The organism is Streptomyces noursei ATCC 11455, from assembly GCF_001704275.1.
Classification (GTDB): domain Bacteria; phylum Actinomycetota; class Actinomycetes; order Streptomycetales; family Streptomycetaceae; genus Streptomyces; species Streptomyces noursei.
This window is the reverse complement of record NZ_CP011533.1, coordinates 9,351,990-9,370,690: the sequence shown is the minus strand read 5'-3', so window position 1 is coordinate 9,370,690 and position 18,701 is coordinate 9,351,990. Positions and strand designations below refer to the sequence as shown.

Sequence of the window (18,701 nt, the reverse complement as noted above, 5' to 3'; positions counted from 1 at the left end):
GACCGCACGATGGCTTCGACCCTCGACGTCCGTCGCGCCGGCGAGCGCTTCCACACCCGGGCCGGGTGGCTGGAGTCCCACCACTCCTTCTCGTTCTCCCACCACTGGAGCCCCGACAACACCCACTTCGGGCTGCTGCTGGTCTCCAATGACGACATCGTCGCGCCGGGTACCGGCTTCGACACCCATCCGCACCGGGACATGGAAATCGTCACCTGGGTGCTCGACGGCAATCTCGTCCACCAGGATTCCGAGGGCCACAACGGCGTGATCTACCCGGGCCTGGCTCAGCGGATGAGCGCCGGAACCGGCATCCTGCACAGCGAGAAGAACGACTCGTGGACCCTGACCGGCCAGCCCGAGCACCAGGACCCGGTCCACTTCATCCAGATGTGGGTGATCCCCGACGAGGCCGGTATCCGCCCGGGCTACGAGCAGCTCGACATCAACGACGAACTCGCCCGCGGGGGCTGGACCACCCTGGCCTCCGGCATGCCCCGGCACGCCGACCGGCGGGCGATCGGCATCCGCCAGAAGCACGCCGCCCTGCACGTCAGCCGGATGCGCCCCGGTGAGACGCTCCAGATCGTCACCGCCCCGTTCGCGCACCTCTTCGTCGCCCGGGGCAGCGTCGAGCTGGAAGGTGCCGGGCCGTTGGCCACGGGAGACGCGGGACGCGTCACGCGCGCCGAAGGCCAGCGGATCACCGCCGGCCCGGAGGGCGCGGAGGTCCTGATGTGGGAGATGAGCACCGCCGTCTCGATGCGATGAGTGAGCGGTCGCGGTGAGAGCCGCGAGGTGGGTGGGCGGTCGAGGTGAGTGACGACGCGCAGGACGGCCGGGCCGGGCCCGGCCGTCCACCATGCCACCACACGGCCCCAGGAACTCCCCGCCGCGGGTTCTGCCACGGGTTCCGCCGCGGGTTCTGAGGGGCGTTCGCGAGGGAGGGCGTCGCGGGACGCCGGGTTCGCGCGCATCGGCGCATCGCGGGCGGCCGCTGCCGAACTCCCGGGCAGGTTCGATGACTTCGGCCTCAAGGATGTCCGGGAATTCCCCTTCTCCACAGGGCAGGTGCAGGGCATCATGCCTCCGATTGGCCCAATGGCATCAGCCAAGGCGACCGGAGTGCCCCATGGTCCGGCTTTCCGGGAGCCGGCGCGGGCGAGGCGTGCGCGAAAGCCGCGTCCCGTCCGCATGCCGATGCCCCTCACCCCCCACGGAAGGCCATGTCATGCCCCGGAAAGCCCTCGTGACCACGGCTGCGGCAGCGATGGTCCTGGCTCTCACGGCCCTGTCCCCGATGTCCCCGTCAGCCCTCGCCCGGGCGCCGCAGAAGACCCACGCGTCCGGCGAACGCACCGTGGTCGTCTACCGTGTCCCCACCCACGACCGGCGGGACGCGCAGAAGCTGATCTCCTCCGGATACGACCTGATCGAGCGGCGTCAGGGAGACGACCTGTTCGTCATGGGCGACCCGTCGACGGCGAGTGGGCTGCGCCGGCTCGGCTTCTCTCCGACGGCCGTCGAGACGATGCACAAGCCGCTTGCCCACCAGCCGCGCGCGGCCCGCGCGAGCGGCGGCGTCGACGACACCTACGACGGCGGCTACCACACCGTCGACGCGCACTACGCCCACCTCGACCAAGTCGCCGCGCAGCACCCGGACATGGCCAAGGTCGTCACCTACGGGAAGTCCTGGCTCAAACAGAACGGGCGTGGCGGTCGCGACCTCAAGGCCATCTGCATCACCAAGATGAAGCAGGGCGACTGCCAGCTCGACCCCCAGGCGCCCAAGCCGCGTTTCTTCCTGATGAGCCAGATCCATGCACGGGAACTCACCACGGGCGAGGTGTCCTGGCGCTGGATCGACACCCTGACCAACGACTACGGCAAGGACCCCGACATCACTGCGCTGATGGACTCCACCGAGATGTGGGTGGTCCCGATCACCAACCCGGACGGCGTCGACATCGTCGCCCAGGGCGGGGACAACCCCATCCTCCAGCGCAAGAACGCCGATGACTCCAAAGGCGGCAGTTGCGGCGTGAACGGCCAGGTCGGCGTGGACCTCAACCGCAACGCGGGCACCCACTGGGGCGGCGAGGGCACCTCCACCGAGCCGTGCAGCGAGATCTACCTCGGCCCCGCCGCCGACTCCGAACCGGAGAACACCGCGCTGGAGGGCCTGTTCCGCCAGCTGTACCCGGCCGTGCGCACGGGCACCGGCGACAGTGACCCGGCGCCGGCGACCGCCAAGGGCCTGATGATCAGCCTGCACAGCGACGCGAGCATGGTCCTGCTCCCCTGGGAGGCCGACCACACCATCCACACCGGCAACGACGCCGCGCTGCGCGCGCTCGCCGGACACCTCGGTTCGCTCACCGGGTACCAGTCAGGGCAGGCCGGCGAGATCCTCTACGACGCGTCCGGAGGCACCGACGACTGGACGTACGACAAACTGGGACTGGCCAGTCTCACCATCGAGATAGGTGACAGTGACGGACGCGGCTGCTCCGGCTTCACCCCGTCGTTCTCCTGCCAGGACAGCTACTTCTGGCCGAAGTTGAAGCCCGCTCTGATCTACGCGGCGAAGCAGGCCGCGGCGCCGTACCGGGCAACGGCCGAGAACCACTGACAAGCGCATACCGGTTCGGGAGTGCGACGCCACCGGCACCGTGTGCCGTGCGCGCGCTCCCGCCCGGCATCGACGCAGGCGAGGATCCCGCCGCGCTCCCGCCCCCTGATGACGACCAGCTCGCCGGTGAACGGCACGTCCACACCCCAGCCGGGCCAGCCTTTGACGTGGCGGCGCCTCCGGCGCCCCCGGGCGATACGAGAAGGCGAGGTTCGGGTGGGGATGCCGTGCGTCGAGGGCCTGCCGTCCGAGGGCTTCTCAGTCCCTGCCCAACTCGGTCGTCGGTGACGGCTCTTGGACGGCGACCTCGGCATCGCCGCCGGCGCGGTAGCCGAGGAGCAGTGCGCTCAGGATGTCGGTCAACCGGGGGGCGACGTCGACGACGGCGTGGGCGAGATCCGGGTCGGACTCGTAGAGGCGGCGCAGTTCGGTTCCCGGGGCGGCCATCTGCCACAGCGCTCCGGCCATCGCCGTGGCCGTGGCGACGACGTTGCCGGCCTGCGCCGGGCTCAGCACGGCCACCCGGCGCAGTTCCTCACTCACGGCCCCGAACTCGGCGAGGGCGGTCAGTTTGAAGGAGCGGACGTTGTCCAGGGAGACGTTGCGTTCCAGGTTCATGGGCGTGTGGGCGAGCAGGTCGCAGAACAGCGGCCGCGCCACCAGCGACTCGGCCAACAGGCCGGCGATCGCGTGCCGGCCAGGCGCCTGGTCCGGGCCGCTCGGAGCCTCAGCGGGCTGGTTGTCGTCCGTGGCGGGCGCGGCGTCGGCGAGCTGTTCACGCACCGCCCGCGACCACTCCTCCCACCCGGCGGCGGCCAGGCGGAGGTAGATCTCCTCCCGGGTCTCGAAGTAGCGGAGCATCGCCGACTTGTGCATGCCGACCTCCGCGGCGATGTCGGTCAACGTCACCGATCGGATGCCGTTCGCCGTGGCCAGTCGGGCCGCCGCGTCGAGGATCGCGGCCTCGCGGGCGCGCTTGGCTTCGGGGCTCCGGGCGCGTGTGGGCTGACTGCGGCTGACCATGAGGACATCCTAACGCAACCGGGTTGCACTATTAACGCAACCATGTTTTGCTATCTCCATGGCAACCCAGACGTGGTTCATCACCGGTTCGTCCCGCGGCTTCGGCCGCTCCCTCGCGGTCGCCGCGCTGGAAGCGGGCGACCAGGTCGTCGCCACCGCGCGCAGGCCGGAACACCTCGCCGACCTGGTCGAGCGGTTCGGCGACAAGGTCCTCCCGGTCGCGCTCGACGTGACCGACGCCGCCGCGGCCGCGGCCGCGCTCGACACCGCCCGCGACCGCTTCGGCCGCATCGACGTGATCGTCAACAACGCCGGCCATGCGAACGTCGCCCCGGTCGAGACCGCTCCGGAGGACGACTTCCGCCGCCAGTTCGAGACGAACTTCTGGGGCGTGTACAACGTCTCCAAGGCGGCACTTCCGCTGCTCAAGGCACAGGGCGGCGGCATCGTCGTCCAGTTCTCCTCCGTCGGTGGCCGGGTGGGCGGCAGCCCCGGCCTGGGCTCCTACCAGGCGGCCAAGTTCGCCATCGACGGCCTCACCCGCGTACTCGCCACCGAGACCGCGCCGTTCGACATCCGCTATCTGGTCGTCGAACCCAGCGGCTTCGCCACGGACTGGGCCGGCTCCTCCATGGACGTCCAGCACGTCCCGCCGGAGTACCAGGCGACCGTCGGCGCCTTCACCGACCGGGCCCACGGCAGCCGAATCGCCGGCGACCCGGACCGCGCCGCCGGAATCCTGGTGCGCGTGGTCAAGCGCGAGCACCTCCCCAGTCACCTGCTCCTGGGCACGAACGCGGCCCGGATGGCGCTCGACCACTCGCGGCGGCAGATCGCCGAGGCCGAAGCCTGGCAGGCCGTCTCCCTCTCCGCCGACTTCGGCGCGGAGTACCCGGTCGAACTCCCGGCGGACGCCAAGTAGGTCGGCGGTCGGCCGAACCGGCAGAGGGGACGGCCAGGAACGCGCCCGGCCAACGGGCAATGAGTTCGGTCGAAGCCCGCCGGATGGGCCGCAGGCGCGACTGATCCGGAACCAGGCAGGACGATCTTGCGTCTCCCCTCTCATGCCTTTGCCTCGAAGAGCCTTCCTCGCAACCGTCGCCGCCGGTGCGGCGGCGCTCCTCGCGCTTTCCGCGTGCGAGGGTGCGCCGTCCGCTCGCAGCCGGCAGGACGGCGACGTGTCGGCCGGCGCGTCGACCACCCCGTCGCCGGCGAAGCCGCGGCCGGCGGGTGCCGGGGGGCTGCTGTCCGGAGGCGTCTGGGCGATTCAGGCTCTCTTGACCGACGGCCATGAGGAGACCCTGCCGAGCCAGGCCAGGGGGTGGATCGCCCTTCACGACGACGGCACGGCGTCGGGCAGTTACGGGTGCACGCCCTTCCACACGCAAGCCGAAGTGACGGCGACACACCTCACGTTGGGCAAGGAGATGACTCCCCTGCCCGCCCCCTCCCTCTCTCCCGCCCCACCATCGGACGGTCCGGGCCCGTGCCACCCGGAGGACATCGCCGCCGATCCGGCACTGGCGGACTTCGAGAAGAAGGTGAAAGCCGCCTTCAGCGGAGAGCTCTCGCTTTCCACGAAGCACACCCCCGGCTACGCCCGCGAACTGCACGTGAAGAACCAACAGGGCCACGACATCCGGCTCGCACAGGCACGGCGCGCGGACTTCTTCCAGATCAGGTGGCAGCTCGTCGACACCACCTTCTACGACGAGCACGGCCCGGAATTCACCGCCGGCGACCAGATGTACTTCGACTTCCACGACAACGGCCGGGTGAGCGGCAGACTCGGCTGCAACGACTTCACCGCCGAAGCCACGTTCACCGGAACCCACCTCTCCTTCGACGACGCGGAACTGACGACGCAGCACACCTGCGGCGACAAGGTCATGAAAGAAGAGGCGAGTGTCCTTGCGACCCTCAAGAAGTCACTGAACTACTCGTACTGGGCGGAGCCGGAAACTCTCAGCATGTCCCTCAACGAGGACTTGGCGTTTCCCGCGAGAGAACACGGGTTCAGCTTGCGCGGGATACCGCGCCGGTAAGAGAGGACTCGCACCGGCGGCAAGGCTCCGGTCGGGAGCGGCATCGCCCCGATTCTCCGCTGGGACAGCCCGGGGCATGCCTCCTGCTGGCGCGCCGGACCGGGAGAGTAGATTCGCCGACATGCGAGCAGTGGTGATCGACGGTAAAGGTGCGTTCCGGCTCGAACAGCGCGCGGATCCGGTGGTCGGGCCCGGCCTGGTGACCGTGCGGGTCCACGCCGCGGGGCTCAACGCGGCCGACCTTCAGCAGGCCCGGGGTGACTATCCGGCACCACCAGGCTGGCCGGCCGACATCCCCGGGCTGGAAATCGCCGGTGAGGTCGAGCAGGTCGGTGCGGGGGTCACGGGAGTCAGCGTCGGCGACCGGGTCATGGCGCTCGTGGGCGGCGGTGGCCACGCCGAGCGGATCGCGGTGCCCGCCGACGTGCTGCTGCCGGTACCTGCGGGGTTGTCCTGGCAGGAGGCGGCAGGTTTCCCGGAGGCGTTCAGCACCGCATGGGACGCGCTGGTGGTCCAGGCCGGGGTGCACGCAGGGGATCGGGTTCTGGTCACCGGGGCCGCGGGCGGCGTCGGCACCGCCATGGTGCAGGTGGCCGCCGCTTCCGGCGCCCATGTCGTGGCGAGTGCGCGCCGGGCCGAACTACACGGCCGGTTGAAGGAACTTGCCCCCGCCGGCAGCAACGTAGAGGCGGTGCTTCCCGGTCAGGAGGGCGGACGGGCGCCGTATGACGTCGTCGTCGAACTGGTCGGCGGGGAGGACTGCTTGCGGCGGGTCGAGTTGTTGCGCACTCGGGGGAAGGTCCTCGTCGTGGGGGTCCAGGGCGGGGCGGTGGCGCCCTTGCGGATGTTCGATCTGATGCTTGCGCGCGCCCAGCTGATCGGCACCACCATCCGAGGCCGCTCCCCCGCGGAGAAGGCGCTCCTCGCGGCCACGGTGCGCACCCACGTCGTCCCGCTGCTGGCCGAGGGCCGGCTGCGGGTGCCTGTCGACGCGGCCTTCCCGTTGGACCGTTGCTCCGACGCCTACGCCCGGTTGGCCGGTCCGGGGAAGTTCGGCAAGGTCGTCATGCTGCCCTGGTGACTCCCTCACCTGCCGGCTTCGGTCGCGTCGCCGAAGTGCAGCGCGTCCGCCGGCGCCGGTCAGCGGACGACGTCGAGGACCTGCTTCTGCAGGCCGTTGCCGTAGACCTCGTGCTCGACGAGCTTCAGCTTCTGGGTGTCCTTGTCCGTGGTGCTGAACAGGCGCTTTCCGGCGCCGAGCAGCAGGGGGTAGACGAGCAGGTGGTAGCGGTCGATCAGGCCCGCGTCGGAGAGGCCGTGGTTCAGGGTGGCGCTGCCGTGGACGATGATCGGGCCGCCCTCGGTCTCCTTGAGGGCGGCGACCTCGTCGAGCGAGCGGAGGATGGTGGTCCGGCCCCAGTTCGCCACCAGGTCCTGGTCGGTGAGGGTGGTGGAGACGACGTACTTCGGCATCGTCCTGTAGTGCGCGAACTCCTCCATGTCCGGCCAGACGGGGCTGAACGCCTCGTAACTGGTTCGGCCCATCAGCATCGCGGTGGCTTCCTGCTGCTCCCGCCCCTTGATCTCGAACGCTTCGGGGACGAACTCGATGTCCTTGAAGGTCCAGCCGGAGTTGCGGTAGTCGGGCTCGCCGCCCGGGGCCTCGACGACGCCGTCGAGCGAGATGAAGGCGGTACTGATCAGGGTGCGCATGGGTGACTCCGTGCTCTCTCGTGTGCGGTGTCCGGTGCTCGGGATGCGCTCGGGCATGACGGGCCGAAGCGTGCGGCGGTACGGGGCGGGGGAGCCGCCGCCGGGGCGACGGTTCCTGCGGCGGCTCGCGTGACGGGGTTCGCCCGGAGCTTGTCCGGGCGGGCGCGTCGTGTGCTGTGGGGGTCAGGCGAGAAGCCCGGTCAGCCACTTCTGCCAGGCGGTCTCGGCGCCGTCCGGGTCGGCGCCGAACAGGTGGTGGAACATCAACACCGGCCCGCCGGTGCCGTGGTGGAAGGTGTAGAGCCCGTCGTCGGTCCGGATCGCGAAGCGTTCGTGGTCCGCCCAGACCACCTCGCCGTTCAGCGGCGGCAGGCCCGCCGGCTGCGCGTGCACCGGCGTGCCCGCGGACATCGAGGCCGGCAGCGACAGGGCGCGGGTGAGTGCCGCCGTCACCTCTCGTGGTGACCGCTCCTGCGGCATGGCCAGGGCGAAGACGGGGACGGCGGTGCGGCCGGGGAAGTGCGTCAGGTACTCGCGCAGGGTGTGGAGGTGGAAGGGCCAGCCGCGGCGCAGCGCGTCGTACTCGTCCTCCCAGTCGTCGCCCAGCAGCCCGCTGTGGACGACGCGCAGCACGGTACTGCCCTGGTCCCGACCCTCGATGAGGTACTCGAAGGCCATGAACCGGCCGTCCTCGCCGGTGCCCGTGCGGGTGGCGAACCGCGTACCGGGTTCGTAGGCGGTGACCACCGCCTCCTCCCGGTGGCCGCCGGTGTCCATGGCGGCGGTGCCGCCCTCGCGCGGCTCCACCTCGTTGCGGCCCATGAACCAGGAGTCGATCCCGGGTCCGGTCGCGATGGCGTCCCAGACCTGCTGCGGGCTCGCCGGCAGGGTCGACTCCAGCTCGATCTCGAACGGGTGCGTCATGGTCGGTGGTCCTGTCCTGCTCCGGATTCCGTTGCGGCTGCCCCCCGGTGCTGTTGCGGATCGGTCCGCTCGTCCCTGTCGGTGAGCGGCGTTGCGGGGATCTGGTGGAGGCCGACGACGACCCGGTGGCTGCGGCCCCCGGGGGCGGACTCGTCGTGGTAGCGGCCGACGAGGGTCGTCACGGCCCGGGTCAGCTCGTCCGCGAAGGCTGTCCGGTCGGCCGCGGAGGCGAACCGCACCTCGGCGTCGACGGCGAAGGTGGCGACCCGCTTGCGGGCCCGGGCGGCGCCGGTCAGCAGCGCTCCGACCTCCTGCACCAGCCGGGCTCCCAGTGCCAGCAGCCAGCGGGCGGAAAGCTGGTCCGGCGACCGCGCCGGATCGGGGCTGACGGCGGCCAGGGCGCTGGGGGAAATCACATAGGAGGCGGCGGTGGCGCGGTAGATCCGCTCGGTGACATTGCCCTTGCGGCGTTCCTCGGCCAGTTCGACCAGCCCGTGCCGCGCCAGCTCCTTGACGTGGTAGTTGACCTTCTGCCGGGGCAGTCCGAGGCGGCCGGCCAGCATGGCGGCCGAGCCGGGCTCGGACAGGGCGGCGAGGATCCGGGACCGTATCGGGTCCAGGGACGCCTCGGCCGCCGCGGGTTCTTCGATCACAGCGACTTCCAGCACCGCTCCAGGCTGCATCCGACAAATATTTTTGTCAAGGAAGGAAGAATTGTCGGCGCGGGAGAGCAGCGACGCAGGGGGCTCCCTCGGGTGCACCGAGAAAGCCCCCCTGAGCCCGGCTGCGGTCGATCACGTCAGTTCAGCGGTGATCTGCCAGAACGGCAGCAGGACCCTTCCGTTCTCGTCGACGGTCACGAGGTCGCCCTGCTCCGGGTCGCCCGGGACGGCAGGCGCCAACTTCTGCCATTCCTGCTGGGTCAAGCCGGTGGCGTAGTGGCGGGGCTCCATGCGTCGGATCGTCCAGTCGTCGCGGAGAGCCTCGCGCAGGCTGCGCTCGTCGGTGGCGGCCGGCATCTGCAGATGAGCGGCCAACTCGCCACGGAAGCACAGGACATGAAGCGTGGCGCCGGGGGCACAGACCCGACGCAGTCCGGCCAGGTACGCCCGCCGCTGGTCGGCGTCCAGGCAGTGCAGCATGGCACTGTCGACGACAGTACGGAAGCCACCAGGGACGCCGCTGGCGTGCAGTTCCGTCGCGTCGGCCACCATGAAGGTCACCGGGCTGCCGGCGGCGACGGCCTTGGCCCGGCAGCGCTCGATCGCGGAGGGGGCGGCGTCGAAGGCGGTCACCTCATGGCCGCGGCCGGCCAGGAACAAGGCGTTGTCCCCGAGGCCGCAGCCGCATTCCAGAACCGGCCCGGTGATTTCGCCCGCCGCCTCCAGCTCGACGACCAGCGGCTGGGGGGCGTCCAGTTGCCACGGGATCACGTCCGTCCGGTGGTCCTCGTCCGTCCCGAAGGCGACCTCGCGCCCCTGGTACATCGCCTCGAAGTCCAATGCCGGCTCCTGGCCGTCTTGGCGGTCATGCGCGGTGCGCAGATCGGTCATTCAACCCTCACCTCTTCTAGTAGACGAGGTTGTTCACTAAAGCGAGTGTAGGCAGAAGGGAACGCCAGCGTCTACTGTCGAACCCATGGCAGAGAGTGCGACGCCCGGCCGCCGCCGGGGTACGGAACTGGAACACGCGATATACGTCGCGACGCTCGACGAGCTGGCCGCGAACGGCTATGGCCGTCTCACCATGGACGGCATCGCCGCCCGTGCCGGCACGGGCAAGGCCGCGCTCTACCGGCGCTGGACCGGCAAGCAGCCCCTGGTTCTGGACGCCCTGCACTACGCCCTGCCCCCGCTGCCCGAACCGAACCCGGAGCACTCCACCCGGGACAACCTCGCCGGCGCGCTGGGCGCCTTCAACGACGTACTGTCGGGCAGAACCCTCATCCCGGGCATCGAGTTCATCGTCGACATGCTGCACGAGCCGGAACTGCGTGCCATGTTCGCCGAAAGGATCATCGCGCCACGCCTGGAGCGCATCGAAGCCATCCTGCGCGCGGGCGTGCACAGCGGCGAGTTCGGCCCCGAGATCGTCCACCCGCTGGCCGCCCGCACCGGTCCCGCGCTGATACTGCAGAGCTTCCTGCTCACCGGCGAGCCACCGAGCCCCCGGGAGATCGACCTCATCATCGACACCGTGCTCCGCCATACGGCCATGTGACGGGGTGGCGGTGCATGCTCCCTCCTGTTGGACGGGAGCGGCGCGGCCGTGGGGCCGACGGTGTGGCCGAGCCGCTGGTGCCCGCGCGCGACGAGGGCGAGGAGGACGACGAGAACCTCACCGAGGCCGTCGCCAACCGGTCCAGCCACGCCGAAAGTGAAGTACGGGTCGGCCAGGCCCAGATGACGGCATGTTGTCGGTGGCCGGTGACCTCGACTCAGGAAGCGATTCGGTCGGCCTCCTGCGCGCCGCCGCCCGGGAGGTCGTCGCCGATCTGCTCGCGCAGCCACTCGTCGTCGTACACCTTGCTCAGGTAGTTGCGGCCGGAATCCGGGATCACCACGACCATCAGGTCGTCGGGGCCGAGCCCGGCGGCGAACCGGAGCGCGGCGGCCACCGCGGTCCCCGCGGATGCGCCCACCAACAGCCCCTCCTCACAGGCCAGTCGGCGGGCGGTCAGCAGCGAGTCGAGGTCGTCGATCCGCTCGAAGCGATCCACCACATCGGTGTGGAACGACTCCGGCCAGGAGTCGTCCACCGTTTCAGGGTGACGGAACAGGCCGATGCTCTCCACCGCGTACGCGGTGCCTGGCCCGCCCGAGCAGACGGATGCTTCCGGGTCCGCGCCGATCACCTGGACCCGGCCGCCGCTCACCTCCTTGAGGTAGCCGCCCGTGCCGCTGATCGTGCCGCCGGTGCCGACACCCGCCACCAGATGTGTGATGCGGCCCTCGGTCTGTCGCCACAGCTCCGGGCCGGGACTGGCCGCAGGCGCCACCCACCATGAAGCCGGCATGCGGCTTTGGAGCGCTGACCAGGTCCGCCCCTCCCCCGCCCCCACGGCCAGGTCCCGTGCACGCGATGCATGCACGGGACCTGGTTCCGCACTGCCCGCGTCCGTCGACAGCGGGTTCCGTCAGCAGCTGTCCGTCAGTGGCGGAGGCCCGACGGCTTGGGCAGGGTGCAGCCCGCGGCGTTCAGGTCGAGCTTGTTGCCGGTGCCGAAGCACTTGGGGATGCCGTAGGTCTCCTGCGCGTAGCCGATGCCGTTGTGGACGGTGACGTTGCCGTTCTCGTCCACCTCGCACGGGTTGTTGACGGTGCAGCGCTCACCGTTCTCGTTGATGGTGTTGTTGATGGCGGTGACCTTGCCGGTGGAGTTGTCGATCACCGGCGACCCGGAGGTGCCACCGATCACATTGCACTCCCGGGTGTAGCGGACCGAATCCTTCCAGGTCCAGTCGCCCTCCTTCAGCGTGGGCGCGAACCCGTCGATGCTGCAGGTGTAGGTCTTCTTCCAGTAGCCGGAGACGACGCTGATCCCGGCCCCCTTGGCGGGGTGGTCGGTGGACAGCTCCAGCGGCTTGATCCCGTACTTCTGCTCGATCTGCGCGTAGGTCGAGCCGGTCTCGTAGAGCGTCACGTCGGTGTCGGTCATGGTCGCGTAGACGACCTTGGTGGCCTGGATCGAGCCCAGGTCGCCGGCCGACTTGTCCAGGACGGTGAAGCCGCGACTGGAAGGTTGGTCGACTATCACCTGGCCCGCGGTGGGCATCCCACTCTCCAGGCAGTGGCCGTTGGTCATCACCAGCGCCGGGTCGTCCGGCTGCGAGGTGGGCATCTTGACGATCGATCCGGAACAGTCGTCCAGCGCCACCGTGCCCGCGAAGTCGACGGCCTGGGCCCGCGGCGGCTTGGGCTTGTGGTGCGCGGCGGCGCCGACCGGGACCGCGCCCGCCGGGGCAGCAGCGGTCACCAACGCGGCGGCTCCCAGCACGGCGGTGGCCAGGGTGCCGACGAGAGGTCGATACATGTGGGGGTCCTCTCAGCTCTGTGTCCGGAGTTCCACGGCGTCGGTCGCCCTCCGCCACTCCGGATTTGTCACGCGCATTCTGTGCTGGAGTGCGCTCCAGGGCAATGGGCTTCCGAGAACAGTGGAAAATTGACCGGAGATCACAAAGGTACGCTGCCCCAGCGGAGTTCGGAGGTGCGTACTGAACAGCCATGAGCTTTCCGGTCGTGCGTACTGCCTTCAGGAGCGCTGGCCTGCGCCCGCTCGACGGCTTGCTTCCTGTCCACAACTGCGGTGTCTCACAGCTCTCTTGTCCGTGGTCGTGCCGATGGGTTGCGGCGATGAGGTGACGGGCGGTGGTGGACGACGAGTTCGGTCAACATGGAACCCAACCACACACGGAGAAGGATCCGCCGGTCGGCGATGTGCTGGACGCCAATTTGGGTCCGGCAGAGCGTGTTTGAGGAGAACCTCCGCTGCCGCCCGTGCGTGCCGGCCGTAGTCCGCATCGCCCAGCACCATGGCGCGGCTGGCCGCCCCGTCGGCGAGGGTGACCAGTTGTTCGGCGAGTGCGACGGGTTGGCGGCAGCCCATGTCCGTCACGAGGGCGGCGACCAACTGCACCATCCGCAGTTTCTGTTCGCGGGCGCAGGAGTGGACCGCGCTCTTTGGGTCGGGGAACTCCGCGGCGGCGGCGGCCAGAATGCGCTCCCGCCCGCGAGGTCCTGGCGATGACCGCTTACGGCCTGGACAGCTGCCCGCAGGGGCTGCTGAGCTTCTACGCCGACACCGTCCGCGCCGAACTCGGCGTCACCGGAGGCAAGTTGCTCGTGGGAATCTCCTTCGGCTATGCCGACGAGGCCGCGCCGGTGAACCGGGTCACGACCGGGCGGGCCACGCTCGCGGCAACCACGGCATTCCATGACCGGGCCGTTTCTTTCGGGGCAGGGTGAGGAAGCCGATCGAGGTGGCGAGCTGCGGTCCTCTCCGTCTGCTCATCTGGGGGCGCGGTCTAGAGTGATCCGATGGACGTTGGGGCTGTGCTGATCGCGGTGGCTGGTGTAGCGGGCACGCTAGGGGGTGCGTTGCTCACCCAGCGGGGTGCCGACCGGGCCAAGAGGCGTGAGTTGGAGATGACCCAGGCCATTCAAGCGGCTCGTGACAACCGTGAACTCCGGCGGAGCTGCTACTCGGAACTGCACCGGGATGCACGGCAGTTCGCCACGGCGCTCAGCCGTCACCTGTACGTCATGCGGGACCGCACACCCGGGGACGAGGACATTCGGGCGCTGGAAGAAACCAAGGACACCTACCGCGACCGGTGGTCCGAGGCCCTGATGATCGCGCCCGACGCCGTGATTGCCCCGGCTCACGAGCTGAACGAGACACTGACCCGGGTCCATGGACAGGTCAAACGACTGGAGCAGGGCAATCCCCGGCCGGGCGAGAGCCTGCGGTCAGCCGCTGACGCGCAACATGCGCTGTGGTCCTTGATAGACACCATGAGAGAGGCCATGCGGCGTGATCTGGGCGTCGCTGGGGAGGCTGGTGGCGAACCCGCGCGTCGGTCCCAGTCACCCTCTGCCGGCGACTCCACGGCCTTGATCAGCGACTTCATGGAAACGCGTGAGGGTCCCAACTCCTAGACCAGGACTGTCCCTTTGCTCAGCGCGCGGACCAGGTGACGAAGACCTCGCCCGGGGCCTGCGGAGCTTGCCGGGCTTCGAGGGCGCGGGCGAGGCGACGGACGTCGGCCTCTCCGGGGCGGCGCATGCGGGGCACAGCGCCCGGCGCGTCTGTGCGGAGGCCGCGGTTCAGTTCACGAGGCGCCCGGGGACGACCAGTCCGGTCTCGTAGGCGGCGATCAGGGTGCGGGTGGCTGAGGGGGCGAGCAGCGAGTCGCCCGCCGCGACCACGCGGACGGCGTGCACGAGGTCGTCCCGCCGCACGTCCTTGAGCAGGAAGCCGCTCACGCCCGCGTACAGGGCGTCGAAGAGGTGGTCGTCCTGCCCCCAGGCCGTGCCCGCCGGACGGCAGGTTCTTCCCCGCGCCGCGGCCGTCATCGTCGACGCGTATGTCCAGTCCATCGTCGCACCAGCGCAGCCGCACCTCGGCACGGTTCGCGCCGGCGTGCTTGACGACGTTCGTCAGTGCCTCCCGCACGATCCGATACACCGCGGCACCGCAGTCGGCAGACACCGACCGTGGCCCGCCCTCAACGGTGCTCACCACCTCCAGACCGGCTCCTGCAACCTGCCGGGCGAGTGCGGGCAGGTCGTGGATGGTCGGCTGCGGGGCGCGCGGATCGTCCTTGTCGTTGCGGACGGCCAGCATGCGTCGCAACTGGTCCAGGGCGTCGCGGCCGGTGCCGGCGATCGCGCCGAACGCGGCCGCGGCGCGGGAACGGTGCGAGTCCGACGCACAGCAACAGGCCCACGTCCGGCAGCGCGTCCAGTCCCAGGAGGGAAACCGGCACGGCGAACACCACCGCCACCGCCCGCCATACGGGAACGGCCCGGACCAGCGCGAGTTGGCAGAACATGACGAGCAGGCCGAGGTAGAGCAGCACGGACGAGGAGTGGCGCGGCGGTGAAGACGATGGTTTTGGTCATGGCGTGATCCTCGCCGCGGAAGTCCCCCTGGACATCGCCGACGTGACCCATCTCCTCCTCCCCCGGAGGAGGGAGCAGAGGGGCTCGGGCGGCAGGCCGAGCCAGGACGCTCCCCGCCCTTCGGGAAGGGGAACGAACAGTTCCCAGGGATAATGGAGGCATGGAGCTGCGCGGGGACGACGTCGTACTGCGGCCGGTGGGATACGGCGAGGGTGAGGTTCTCGACAGGATCGTGCGAGAGCCGGAAGTCGCGGCGTGGTGGTCGCCCCCGGAAGACTTTGAGGGCATGCTCGCCATCGTCTTCGAGGGCGAGGTCATCGGAGCGGTGCAGTTCGAGGAAGAGACCGACCCCGAGTTCCGCCGCGCCGGCATCGACATCTTCCTGACCGCACGACATCACGGGAAGGGGCTGGGCGCCGACGCGGTGCGCACACTGGCCAGGTGGCTGGTGCGGGAACGCGGTCATCACCGGCTGACCATCGATCCCGCGGCGGCCAACACCGCAGCGATCCGCAGTTACGGCAAGGTCGGGTTCAAGCCGGTGGGGATCATGCGAGCATACGGGCGCGACCACCGGACCGGGCTCTGGCAGGACGCACTGTTGATGGACTTGCTCGCCGAGGAGCTGACCTGACCGGTCGGCTGCCCTCCCCCTCGCCGCCATCCTCATCCATCCGGGCTCGGCGAGGGTTCGGGGAGCGTCAGGCCCGGTGCGGGTGCCGGAGGGCCATGGGCGTGGTCAGAAGGTCAGGGCGATCCTGCCGGACAAGTTGCCCTGGAGGAAGCGCTGGTGGGCGGCTCGGATGTCCTGAAGGCCGTAGGTGGAGTGCAACCGCAATCGCAACGAGCCGTCGTCGACGAGCTTGGTCAGTGCGCTCAGCCCTGCGCCGTCCTCGTGCACTTGGTTGACGGTGGTACGCACTCCTCGTGCGGACAGGTCAGGGACCGGACCGGCCTGGGTGGCGATCGAGGCGTACCGGCCGCCGTCCTTCACCGCCTCGGTCAGGAAGGCCCCGAAGGTGTCGAAGACCGCGTCGTAACCGCGGTCCTGAAACGCGTCGGGGTCGGTGGCGACAACGCCCGCGCCGTGGTCGCGGGCGAAGGTCACCTGTGTGTCACGGGAGACCAGAGCATCGACCTCGACGCCTCGTGCGCGGGCCATCTGGAGTGCACACCCGCCGACCGCACCGGCGGCGCCGGCAATCAGCAGCCGCTCTCCGGCAGACACCGCAAGCCAGTTCAGGGTCTGCCAGGCCGTCAGTCCGGGGAGCGGCAGAGTCGCGGCCTCGACCAGACTGACCGCCTGCGGCGCGGCGGCGACTGCCGTTGCGGGCAGTGTGACCAGGTCGGCCCAGGTGCCCCGTCCGGAGCTGAGCTGATGTGACATGGCGATGACGCGTTCGCCGGGGCGTAGCGCGCTGTCTCCCCCGTCGACCACGACGCCGGCCAGGTCCCAGCCGAGCGTCATCGGCAGCGGGGGCGTCCCTTCGCCGATGGCTCCCTCCCGCGTCTTGTCGTCGACGGGATTGATACTGGTCGCGATGGTCCGGATCAGCACCTCTCCGGGGCCCGGCTCAGGTCGGGGAGCCTCGACGAGGTTGAGAACGTCGGGGGTGCCGAATCGATCGATCTGTATGGCGCGCACGGAGAGCCCTTCACACGACTGTTGCTGGTGTGTCGTGCAACCCTCGTGCTGATGTGGGGATTCCCTCCACTCGGCACGACCGGCCGATCAGTGCGGTGGAGGGTGCCCCTCCAGATGGGTGCGCTGTGGAGCGGACGCGACGCGGACGGGACGGCCGGTCGGCCGCTCGGGGTCACACCCCGACCGCTCCGTCGATCCGTTCGCGGATCAGGTCGGCGTGTCCGTTGTGGCGGGCGTACTCCTCGATCATGTGGATGAGTACCCAGCGCAGGGAGACCGTGCCCCGCCAGGGGTCCTGACCCTCGATGTCGAGATGCGGGGCCTCGGCGACGCATGCCTCCGCGAAAGCGACCTCGGCGTGCCAGACCGCCCAGGACTCTTCGACGGCCTCGGGTCCCGCGCCGTCGAAGTCGCCCTCGGGGACGTCCGTGGAGGAGAAGCGCAGCTCGACGTCGTGGCCGCCGAGCACGGCTCGGAACCAGCGGCGTTCCACGTCGGCGAGGTGTCGGACGAGGCCGAGGAGGGAGAGCGAGGAGGGGGGCACGGAGCGCAGTGCCAACTCCGGTCCCAGCCCGGAGCACTTCAGCTTCAGGGTGGCGCGTTGGGCGTCCAGCATGGCCACCAGCATGCTTCGCTCGTCGCCGGTCGCGGGGCCGCTGAATCGGCGCTCGCTGCTGGTGCCTGTGTCTGTGCCGGTGCTGGTGCCATTGCCGGTGAACAGTTCGATCCGGCGGTCGGGAATCTTCATGCTCGTATGGTGTGCTCCGAGTGGCCGTCCTCGGAACCCCGTGGGCCAGGTGATTCGGTGGGGCAGGAGGACCCTCTGAGTACGGGTCCTGGTGCGCGGGTGGTGCTCCGCACCGCATCCGGAGGACCCTCGCTGCCCTTTCAACTGCCCGGCGCAGGTGCCGACAACGTCCCGGGACGACACGCCTGGCTGCCGTGTCCGAGAACTGCCGGCGTCCGTGGTGCGCGGGCCGGCATGGGCGCCGATCCGCCGTGGGACAGGGGCGCTGGGCGATCGTGCCGTTCCGGGTCGGTCACTTGGTGCAGGTTCCGTTGCACTGGTACAGGCCGAGGAAGCCACAGCCCGAGGTCACGCCGCAGAAGCAGCAGTTGCAGTGCGGGCCCTCCCATACGGTGCACCACACCGACGTGGTGCTGCAGTTGCAGGTGTCCTGGATGCCGGCGGCCGTCCGGCTCCGGCCGCTGTGTGCCTGGGTGGCGCCGGCGGGGCCGAGCGTGACCAGCAGCGCCGCGCTGTCCGCTACGCCGAACGTCTCCTTCGCCGCTGCCTCCACCGCCGAGATGCGGCGTTGGAGTGCCGAGCCCTTGGTCGGCTCACCGGCCGCGAACGTGGCCTCGGAGCCTGCCAGGGCGAGTGCGTCCTGAACGACGCGGCTCTGCTGCGCGGTCAGGCACGGATGGGCGGCCCGGAACGTCGCCAGGTGCTCGGTCCACACCCGGCTGCGCTCCGTCGGGGACAACTCCACCAGCACCGCCTGCCGCACCGCGGAGGGAAGTGGGGCGATGTCGGCGTAGGTGCGCGGCAAGGTGTCGCGGTGCGCGGCGACCCAGGCTCGGGCTTCGGTGTCTGCCGAGCGCGCGAATGCCGGTGTCTGTCCGGCGACGGTGATGCCGACCGCTGTGCTGACGCCGCCCGCGAGCAGCAGGAACCGCTTGCGGCTCACACCGGCGCTGGCCTGCTGTACGGCGGGGTCCGCGACCGGAACTTTCCGCCCGGTGCGGGCCGTGTGACGCAGCTCGCCCAGCGCCACCAGCACGCGACCGGTCGCCCGCAGCCCCAGCCGACGCACCAGTGGCGGAGCCATCCGCGGGCCGGTCCAGGCGCGGGCCGAGCCGCCGGTCACCCGCAGCAGGGTCGGCGCCCACACGGGGTCGGGGCCCATGGCTTCCGCGCGCCACCGTCGTACCGCTGCGTCGGTCAGCGGCATCACCTCCAGCTTGCCCCGGCTGGCCCCGGCAACGGCGGACGAGACCGCCGAACAGGTGCCGCAGGAGGAGTCGAACGTCAGGATCCATCGTGTCGTGGTCGACATGTGCTGCCCTCTCGTCGGTGAGGGTGGGGAGCA

Annotated in this window: 20 protein-coding genes and 2 pseudogenes; 10 read left to right on the top strand and 12 right to left on the bottom strand. The window is 70.2% G+C overall.

Annotation, left to right across the window (positions count from 1 at the left end; all coding sequences use genetic code 11):
- Nucleotides 1-9 precede the first annotated feature (9 nt).
- The gene (locus SNOUR_RS39960; RefSeq protein WP_067357152.1) at nucleotides 10-771 is read left to right on the top strand and encodes a pirin family protein; all 762 of its coding nucleotides are present in this window, start codon (nucleotides 10-12) and stop codon (nucleotides 769-771) included.
- 478 nt (nucleotides 772-1,249) lie between these two features.
- A complete protein-coding gene (locus SNOUR_RS39955; RefSeq protein WP_312635562.1) occupies nucleotides 1,250-2,635 on the top strand; it encodes a M14 family zinc carboxypeptidase in 1,386 nt (461 codons plus the stop codon).
- A 258-nt stretch (nucleotides 2,636-2,893) separates the two neighbouring features.
- Here SNOUR_RS39955 and SNOUR_RS39950 read toward each other — a convergent pair whose 3' ends face one another.
- Complete coding sequence (locus SNOUR_RS39950; RefSeq protein WP_067357148.1) at nucleotides 2,894-3,658, bottom strand: TetR/AcrR family transcriptional regulator; 765 nt, start codon at nucleotides 3,656-3,658, stop codon at nucleotides 2,894-2,896.
- Between the two features lie 58 nt (nucleotides 3,659-3,716).
- On the opposite strand from SNOUR_RS39950, the gene SNOUR_RS39945 reads away from it, so the two are divergent.
- From SNOUR_RS39945 to SNOUR_RS39935, 3 genes are all read left to right on the top strand, one after another.
- On the top strand, nucleotides 3,717-4,580 hold the full coding sequence (locus SNOUR_RS39945; protein WP_067357145.1) for an SDR family NAD(P)-dependent oxidoreductase: 864 nt from the start codon (nucleotides 3,717-3,719) through the stop codon (nucleotides 4,578-4,580).
- Between the two features lie 505 nt (nucleotides 4,581-5,085).
- The gene (locus SNOUR_RS46725) at nucleotides 5,086-5,703 is read left to right on the top strand and encodes an META domain-containing protein (protein WP_159426030.1); all 618 of its coding nucleotides are present in this window, start codon (nucleotides 5,086-5,088) and stop codon (nucleotides 5,701-5,703) included.
- A 121-nt stretch (nucleotides 5,704-5,824) separates the two neighbouring features.
- On the top strand, nucleotides 5,825-6,784 hold the full coding sequence (locus SNOUR_RS39935) for an alcohol dehydrogenase catalytic domain-containing protein (RefSeq protein ID WP_067357140.1): 960 nt from the start codon (nucleotides 5,825-5,827) through the stop codon (nucleotides 6,782-6,784).
- Nucleotides 6,785-6,843: 59 nt separating this feature from the next.
- On the opposite strand, the gene SNOUR_RS39930 is transcribed toward SNOUR_RS39935, so the two are convergent.
- The 4 genes from SNOUR_RS39930 to SNOUR_RS39915 form a co-directional block, all read right to left on the bottom strand.
- Nucleotides 6,844-7,416, bottom strand: a complete 573-nt coding sequence (locus tag SNOUR_RS39930; RefSeq protein WP_067357137.1) for a dihydrofolate reductase family protein — start codon at nucleotides 7,414-7,416, stop codon at nucleotides 6,844-6,846.
- A gap of 183 nt (nucleotides 7,417-7,599) precedes the next feature.
- The gene (locus SNOUR_RS39925) at nucleotides 7,600-8,340 is read right to left on the bottom strand and encodes an SRPBCC family protein (protein WP_067357135.1); all 741 of its coding nucleotides are present in this window, start codon (nucleotides 8,338-8,340) and stop codon (nucleotides 7,600-7,602) included.
- Nucleotides 8,337-9,008: an ArsR/SmtB family transcription factor gene (locus tag SNOUR_RS39920; protein ID WP_067357133.1), complete on the bottom strand. Its 672-nt coding sequence runs from the start codon at nucleotides 9,006-9,008 to the stop codon at nucleotides 8,337-8,339. The genes SNOUR_RS39925 and SNOUR_RS39920 overlap by 4 nt, the downstream gene beginning before the upstream one ends.
- A gap of 126 nt (nucleotides 9,009-9,134) precedes the next feature.
- On the bottom strand, nucleotides 9,135-9,893 hold the full coding sequence (locus tag SNOUR_RS39915; protein ID WP_067357130.1) for a class I SAM-dependent methyltransferase: 759 nt from the start codon (nucleotides 9,891-9,893) through the stop codon (nucleotides 9,135-9,137).
- A gap of 85 nt (nucleotides 9,894-9,978) precedes the next feature.
- Here SNOUR_RS39915 and SNOUR_RS39910 point away from each other — a divergent pair, with 85 nt between their 5' ends.
- A complete protein-coding gene (locus SNOUR_RS39910) occupies nucleotides 9,979-10,560 on the top strand; it encodes a TetR/AcrR family transcriptional regulator (protein ID WP_067357128.1) in 582 nt (193 codons plus the stop codon).
- 217 nt (nucleotides 10,561-10,777) lie between these two features.
- Here SNOUR_RS39910 and SNOUR_RS39905 read toward each other — a convergent pair whose 3' ends face one another.
- Complete coding sequence (locus SNOUR_RS39905) at nucleotides 10,778-11,356, bottom strand: pyridoxal-phosphate dependent enzyme (RefSeq protein WP_312635550.1); 579 nt, start codon at nucleotides 11,354-11,356, stop codon at nucleotides 10,778-10,780.
- A gap of 134 nt (nucleotides 11,357-11,490) precedes the next feature.
- Entirely contained in the window at nucleotides 11,491-12,372 is an 882-nt protein-coding gene (locus tag SNOUR_RS39900) for a S1 family peptidase (RefSeq protein WP_067357125.1), read from the bottom strand.
- Nucleotides 12,373-13,082: 710 nt separating this feature from the next.
- On the opposite strand from SNOUR_RS39900, the gene SNOUR_RS39890 reads away from it, so the two are divergent.
- Together SNOUR_RS39890 and SNOUR_RS39885 are read left to right on the top strand one after the other, a co-directional pair.
- The gene (locus tag SNOUR_RS39890) at nucleotides 13,083-13,304 is read left to right on the top strand and encodes a nitroreductase family protein (protein ID WP_067357119.1); all 222 of its coding nucleotides are present in this window, start codon (nucleotides 13,083-13,085) and stop codon (nucleotides 13,302-13,304) included.
- Between the two features lie 87 nt (nucleotides 13,305-13,391).
- Nucleotides 13,392-13,997, top strand: a complete 606-nt coding sequence (locus SNOUR_RS39885; protein WP_312635548.1) for a hypothetical protein — start codon at nucleotides 13,392-13,394, stop codon at nucleotides 13,995-13,997.
- 213 nt (nucleotides 13,998-14,210) lie between these two features.
- Here SNOUR_RS39885 and SNOUR_RS39880 read toward each other — a convergent pair.
- Nucleotides 14,211-14,342 (bottom strand): annotated as a pseudogene (locus SNOUR_RS39880) (DNA-binding response regulator); the annotation flags it as partial.
- A 106-nt stretch (nucleotides 14,343-14,448) separates the two neighbouring features.
- Nucleotides 14,449-14,685: pseudogene (locus tag SNOUR_RS49350) on the bottom strand (sensor histidine kinase); the annotation flags it as partial.
- On the opposite strand from SNOUR_RS49350, the gene SNOUR_RS46720 reads away from it, so the two are divergent.
- On the top strand, nucleotides 14,684-14,944 hold the full coding sequence (locus SNOUR_RS46720) for a hypothetical protein (protein ID WP_159426029.1): 261 nt from the start codon (nucleotides 14,684-14,686) through the stop codon (nucleotides 14,942-14,944). The pseudogene SNOUR_RS49350 and the gene SNOUR_RS46720 sit on opposite strands and share 2 nt — an antisense overlap.
- Nucleotides 14,945-15,123: 179 nt before the next feature.
- Nucleotides 15,124-15,597: an aminoglycoside 6'-N-acetyltransferase gene (gene aac(6'), locus SNOUR_RS39875; RefSeq protein WP_067357111.1), complete on the top strand. Its 474-nt coding sequence runs from the start codon at nucleotides 15,124-15,126 to the stop codon at nucleotides 15,595-15,597.
- A gap of 105 nt (nucleotides 15,598-15,702) precedes the next feature.
- Here aac(6') and SNOUR_RS39870 read toward each other — a convergent pair whose 3' ends face one another.
- From SNOUR_RS39870 to SNOUR_RS39860, 3 genes are all read right to left on the bottom strand, one after another.
- Nucleotides 15,703-16,608 carry an NADP-dependent oxidoreductase gene (locus SNOUR_RS39870; RefSeq protein WP_067357108.1) on the bottom strand — a complete coding sequence of 302 codons (906 nt, stop codon included), beginning with the start codon at nucleotides 16,606-16,608 and terminating at the stop codon, nucleotides 15,703-15,705.
- Nucleotides 16,609-16,780: 172 nt separating this feature from the next.
- On the bottom strand, nucleotides 16,781-17,356 hold the full coding sequence (locus SNOUR_RS39865; RefSeq protein WP_079143206.1) for a DinB family protein: 576 nt from the start codon (nucleotides 17,354-17,356) through the stop codon (nucleotides 16,781-16,783).
- A 292-nt stretch (nucleotides 17,357-17,648) separates the two neighbouring features.
- Nucleotides 17,649-18,668: a bacteriocin fulvocin C-related protein gene (locus tag SNOUR_RS39860; RefSeq protein ID WP_067357105.1), complete on the bottom strand. Its 1,020-nt coding sequence runs from the start codon at nucleotides 18,666-18,668 to the stop codon at nucleotides 17,649-17,651.
- Between the last annotated feature and the right edge of the window lie 33 nt (nucleotides 18,669-18,701).

Coding starts and splice junctions, on each gene's coding strand:
- SNOUR_RS39860 (WP_067357105.1), bottom strand. CDS start 18,668: ATGTCGACCACGACACGATGGATCCTGACGTTCGACTCCTCCTGCGGC.
- SNOUR_RS39900 (WP_067357125.1), bottom strand. CDS start 12,372: ATGTATCGACCTCTCGTCGGCACCCTGGCCACCGCCGTGCTGGGAGCC.
- SNOUR_RS39935 (WP_067357140.1), top strand. CDS start 5,825: ATGCGAGCAGTGGTGATCGACGGTAAAGGTGCGTTCCGGCTCGAACAG.
- SNOUR_RS46725 (WP_159426030.1), top strand. CDS start 5,086: ATGACTCCCCTGCCCGCCCCCTCCCTCTCTCCCGCCCCACCATCGGAC.
- SNOUR_RS39865 (WP_079143206.1), bottom strand. CDS start 17,356: ATGAAGATTCCCGACCGCCGGATCGAACTGTTCACCGGCAATGGCACC.
- SNOUR_RS39890 (WP_067357119.1), top strand. CDS start 13,083: ATGACCGCTTACGGCCTGGACAGCTGCCCGCAGGGGCTGCTGAGCTTC.
- SNOUR_RS39910 (WP_067357128.1), top strand. CDS start 9,979: ATGGCAGAGAGTGCGACGCCCGGCCGCCGCCGGGGTACGGAACTGGAA.
- SNOUR_RS39945 (WP_067357145.1), top strand. CDS start 3,717: ATGGCAACCCAGACGTGGTTCATCACCGGTTCGTCCCGCGGCTTCGGC.
- SNOUR_RS46720 (WP_159426029.1), top strand. CDS start 14,684: ATGCGTCGCAACTGGTCCAGGGCGTCGCGGCCGGTGCCGGCGATCGCG.
- SNOUR_RS39925 (WP_067357135.1), bottom strand. CDS start 8,340: ATGACGCACCCGTTCGAGATCGAGCTGGAGTCGACCCTGCCGGCGAGC.
- SNOUR_RS39905 (WP_312635550.1), bottom strand. CDS start 11,356: ATGCCGGCTTCATGGTGGGTGGCGCCTGCGGCCAGTCCCGGCCCGGAG.
- SNOUR_RS39960 (WP_067357152.1), top strand. CDS start 10: ATGGCTTCGACCCTCGACGTCCGTCGCGCCGGCGAGCGCTTCCACACC.
- SNOUR_RS39950 (WP_067357148.1), bottom strand. CDS start 3,658: ATGGTCAGCCGCAGTCAGCCCACACGCGCCCGGAGCCCCGAAGCCAAG.
- SNOUR_RS39930 (WP_067357137.1), bottom strand. CDS start 7,416: ATGCGCACCCTGATCAGTACCGCCTTCATCTCGCTCGACGGCGTCGTC.
- SNOUR_RS39915 (WP_067357130.1), bottom strand. CDS start 9,893: ATGACCGATCTGCGCACCGCGCATGACCGCCAAGACGGCCAGGAGCCG.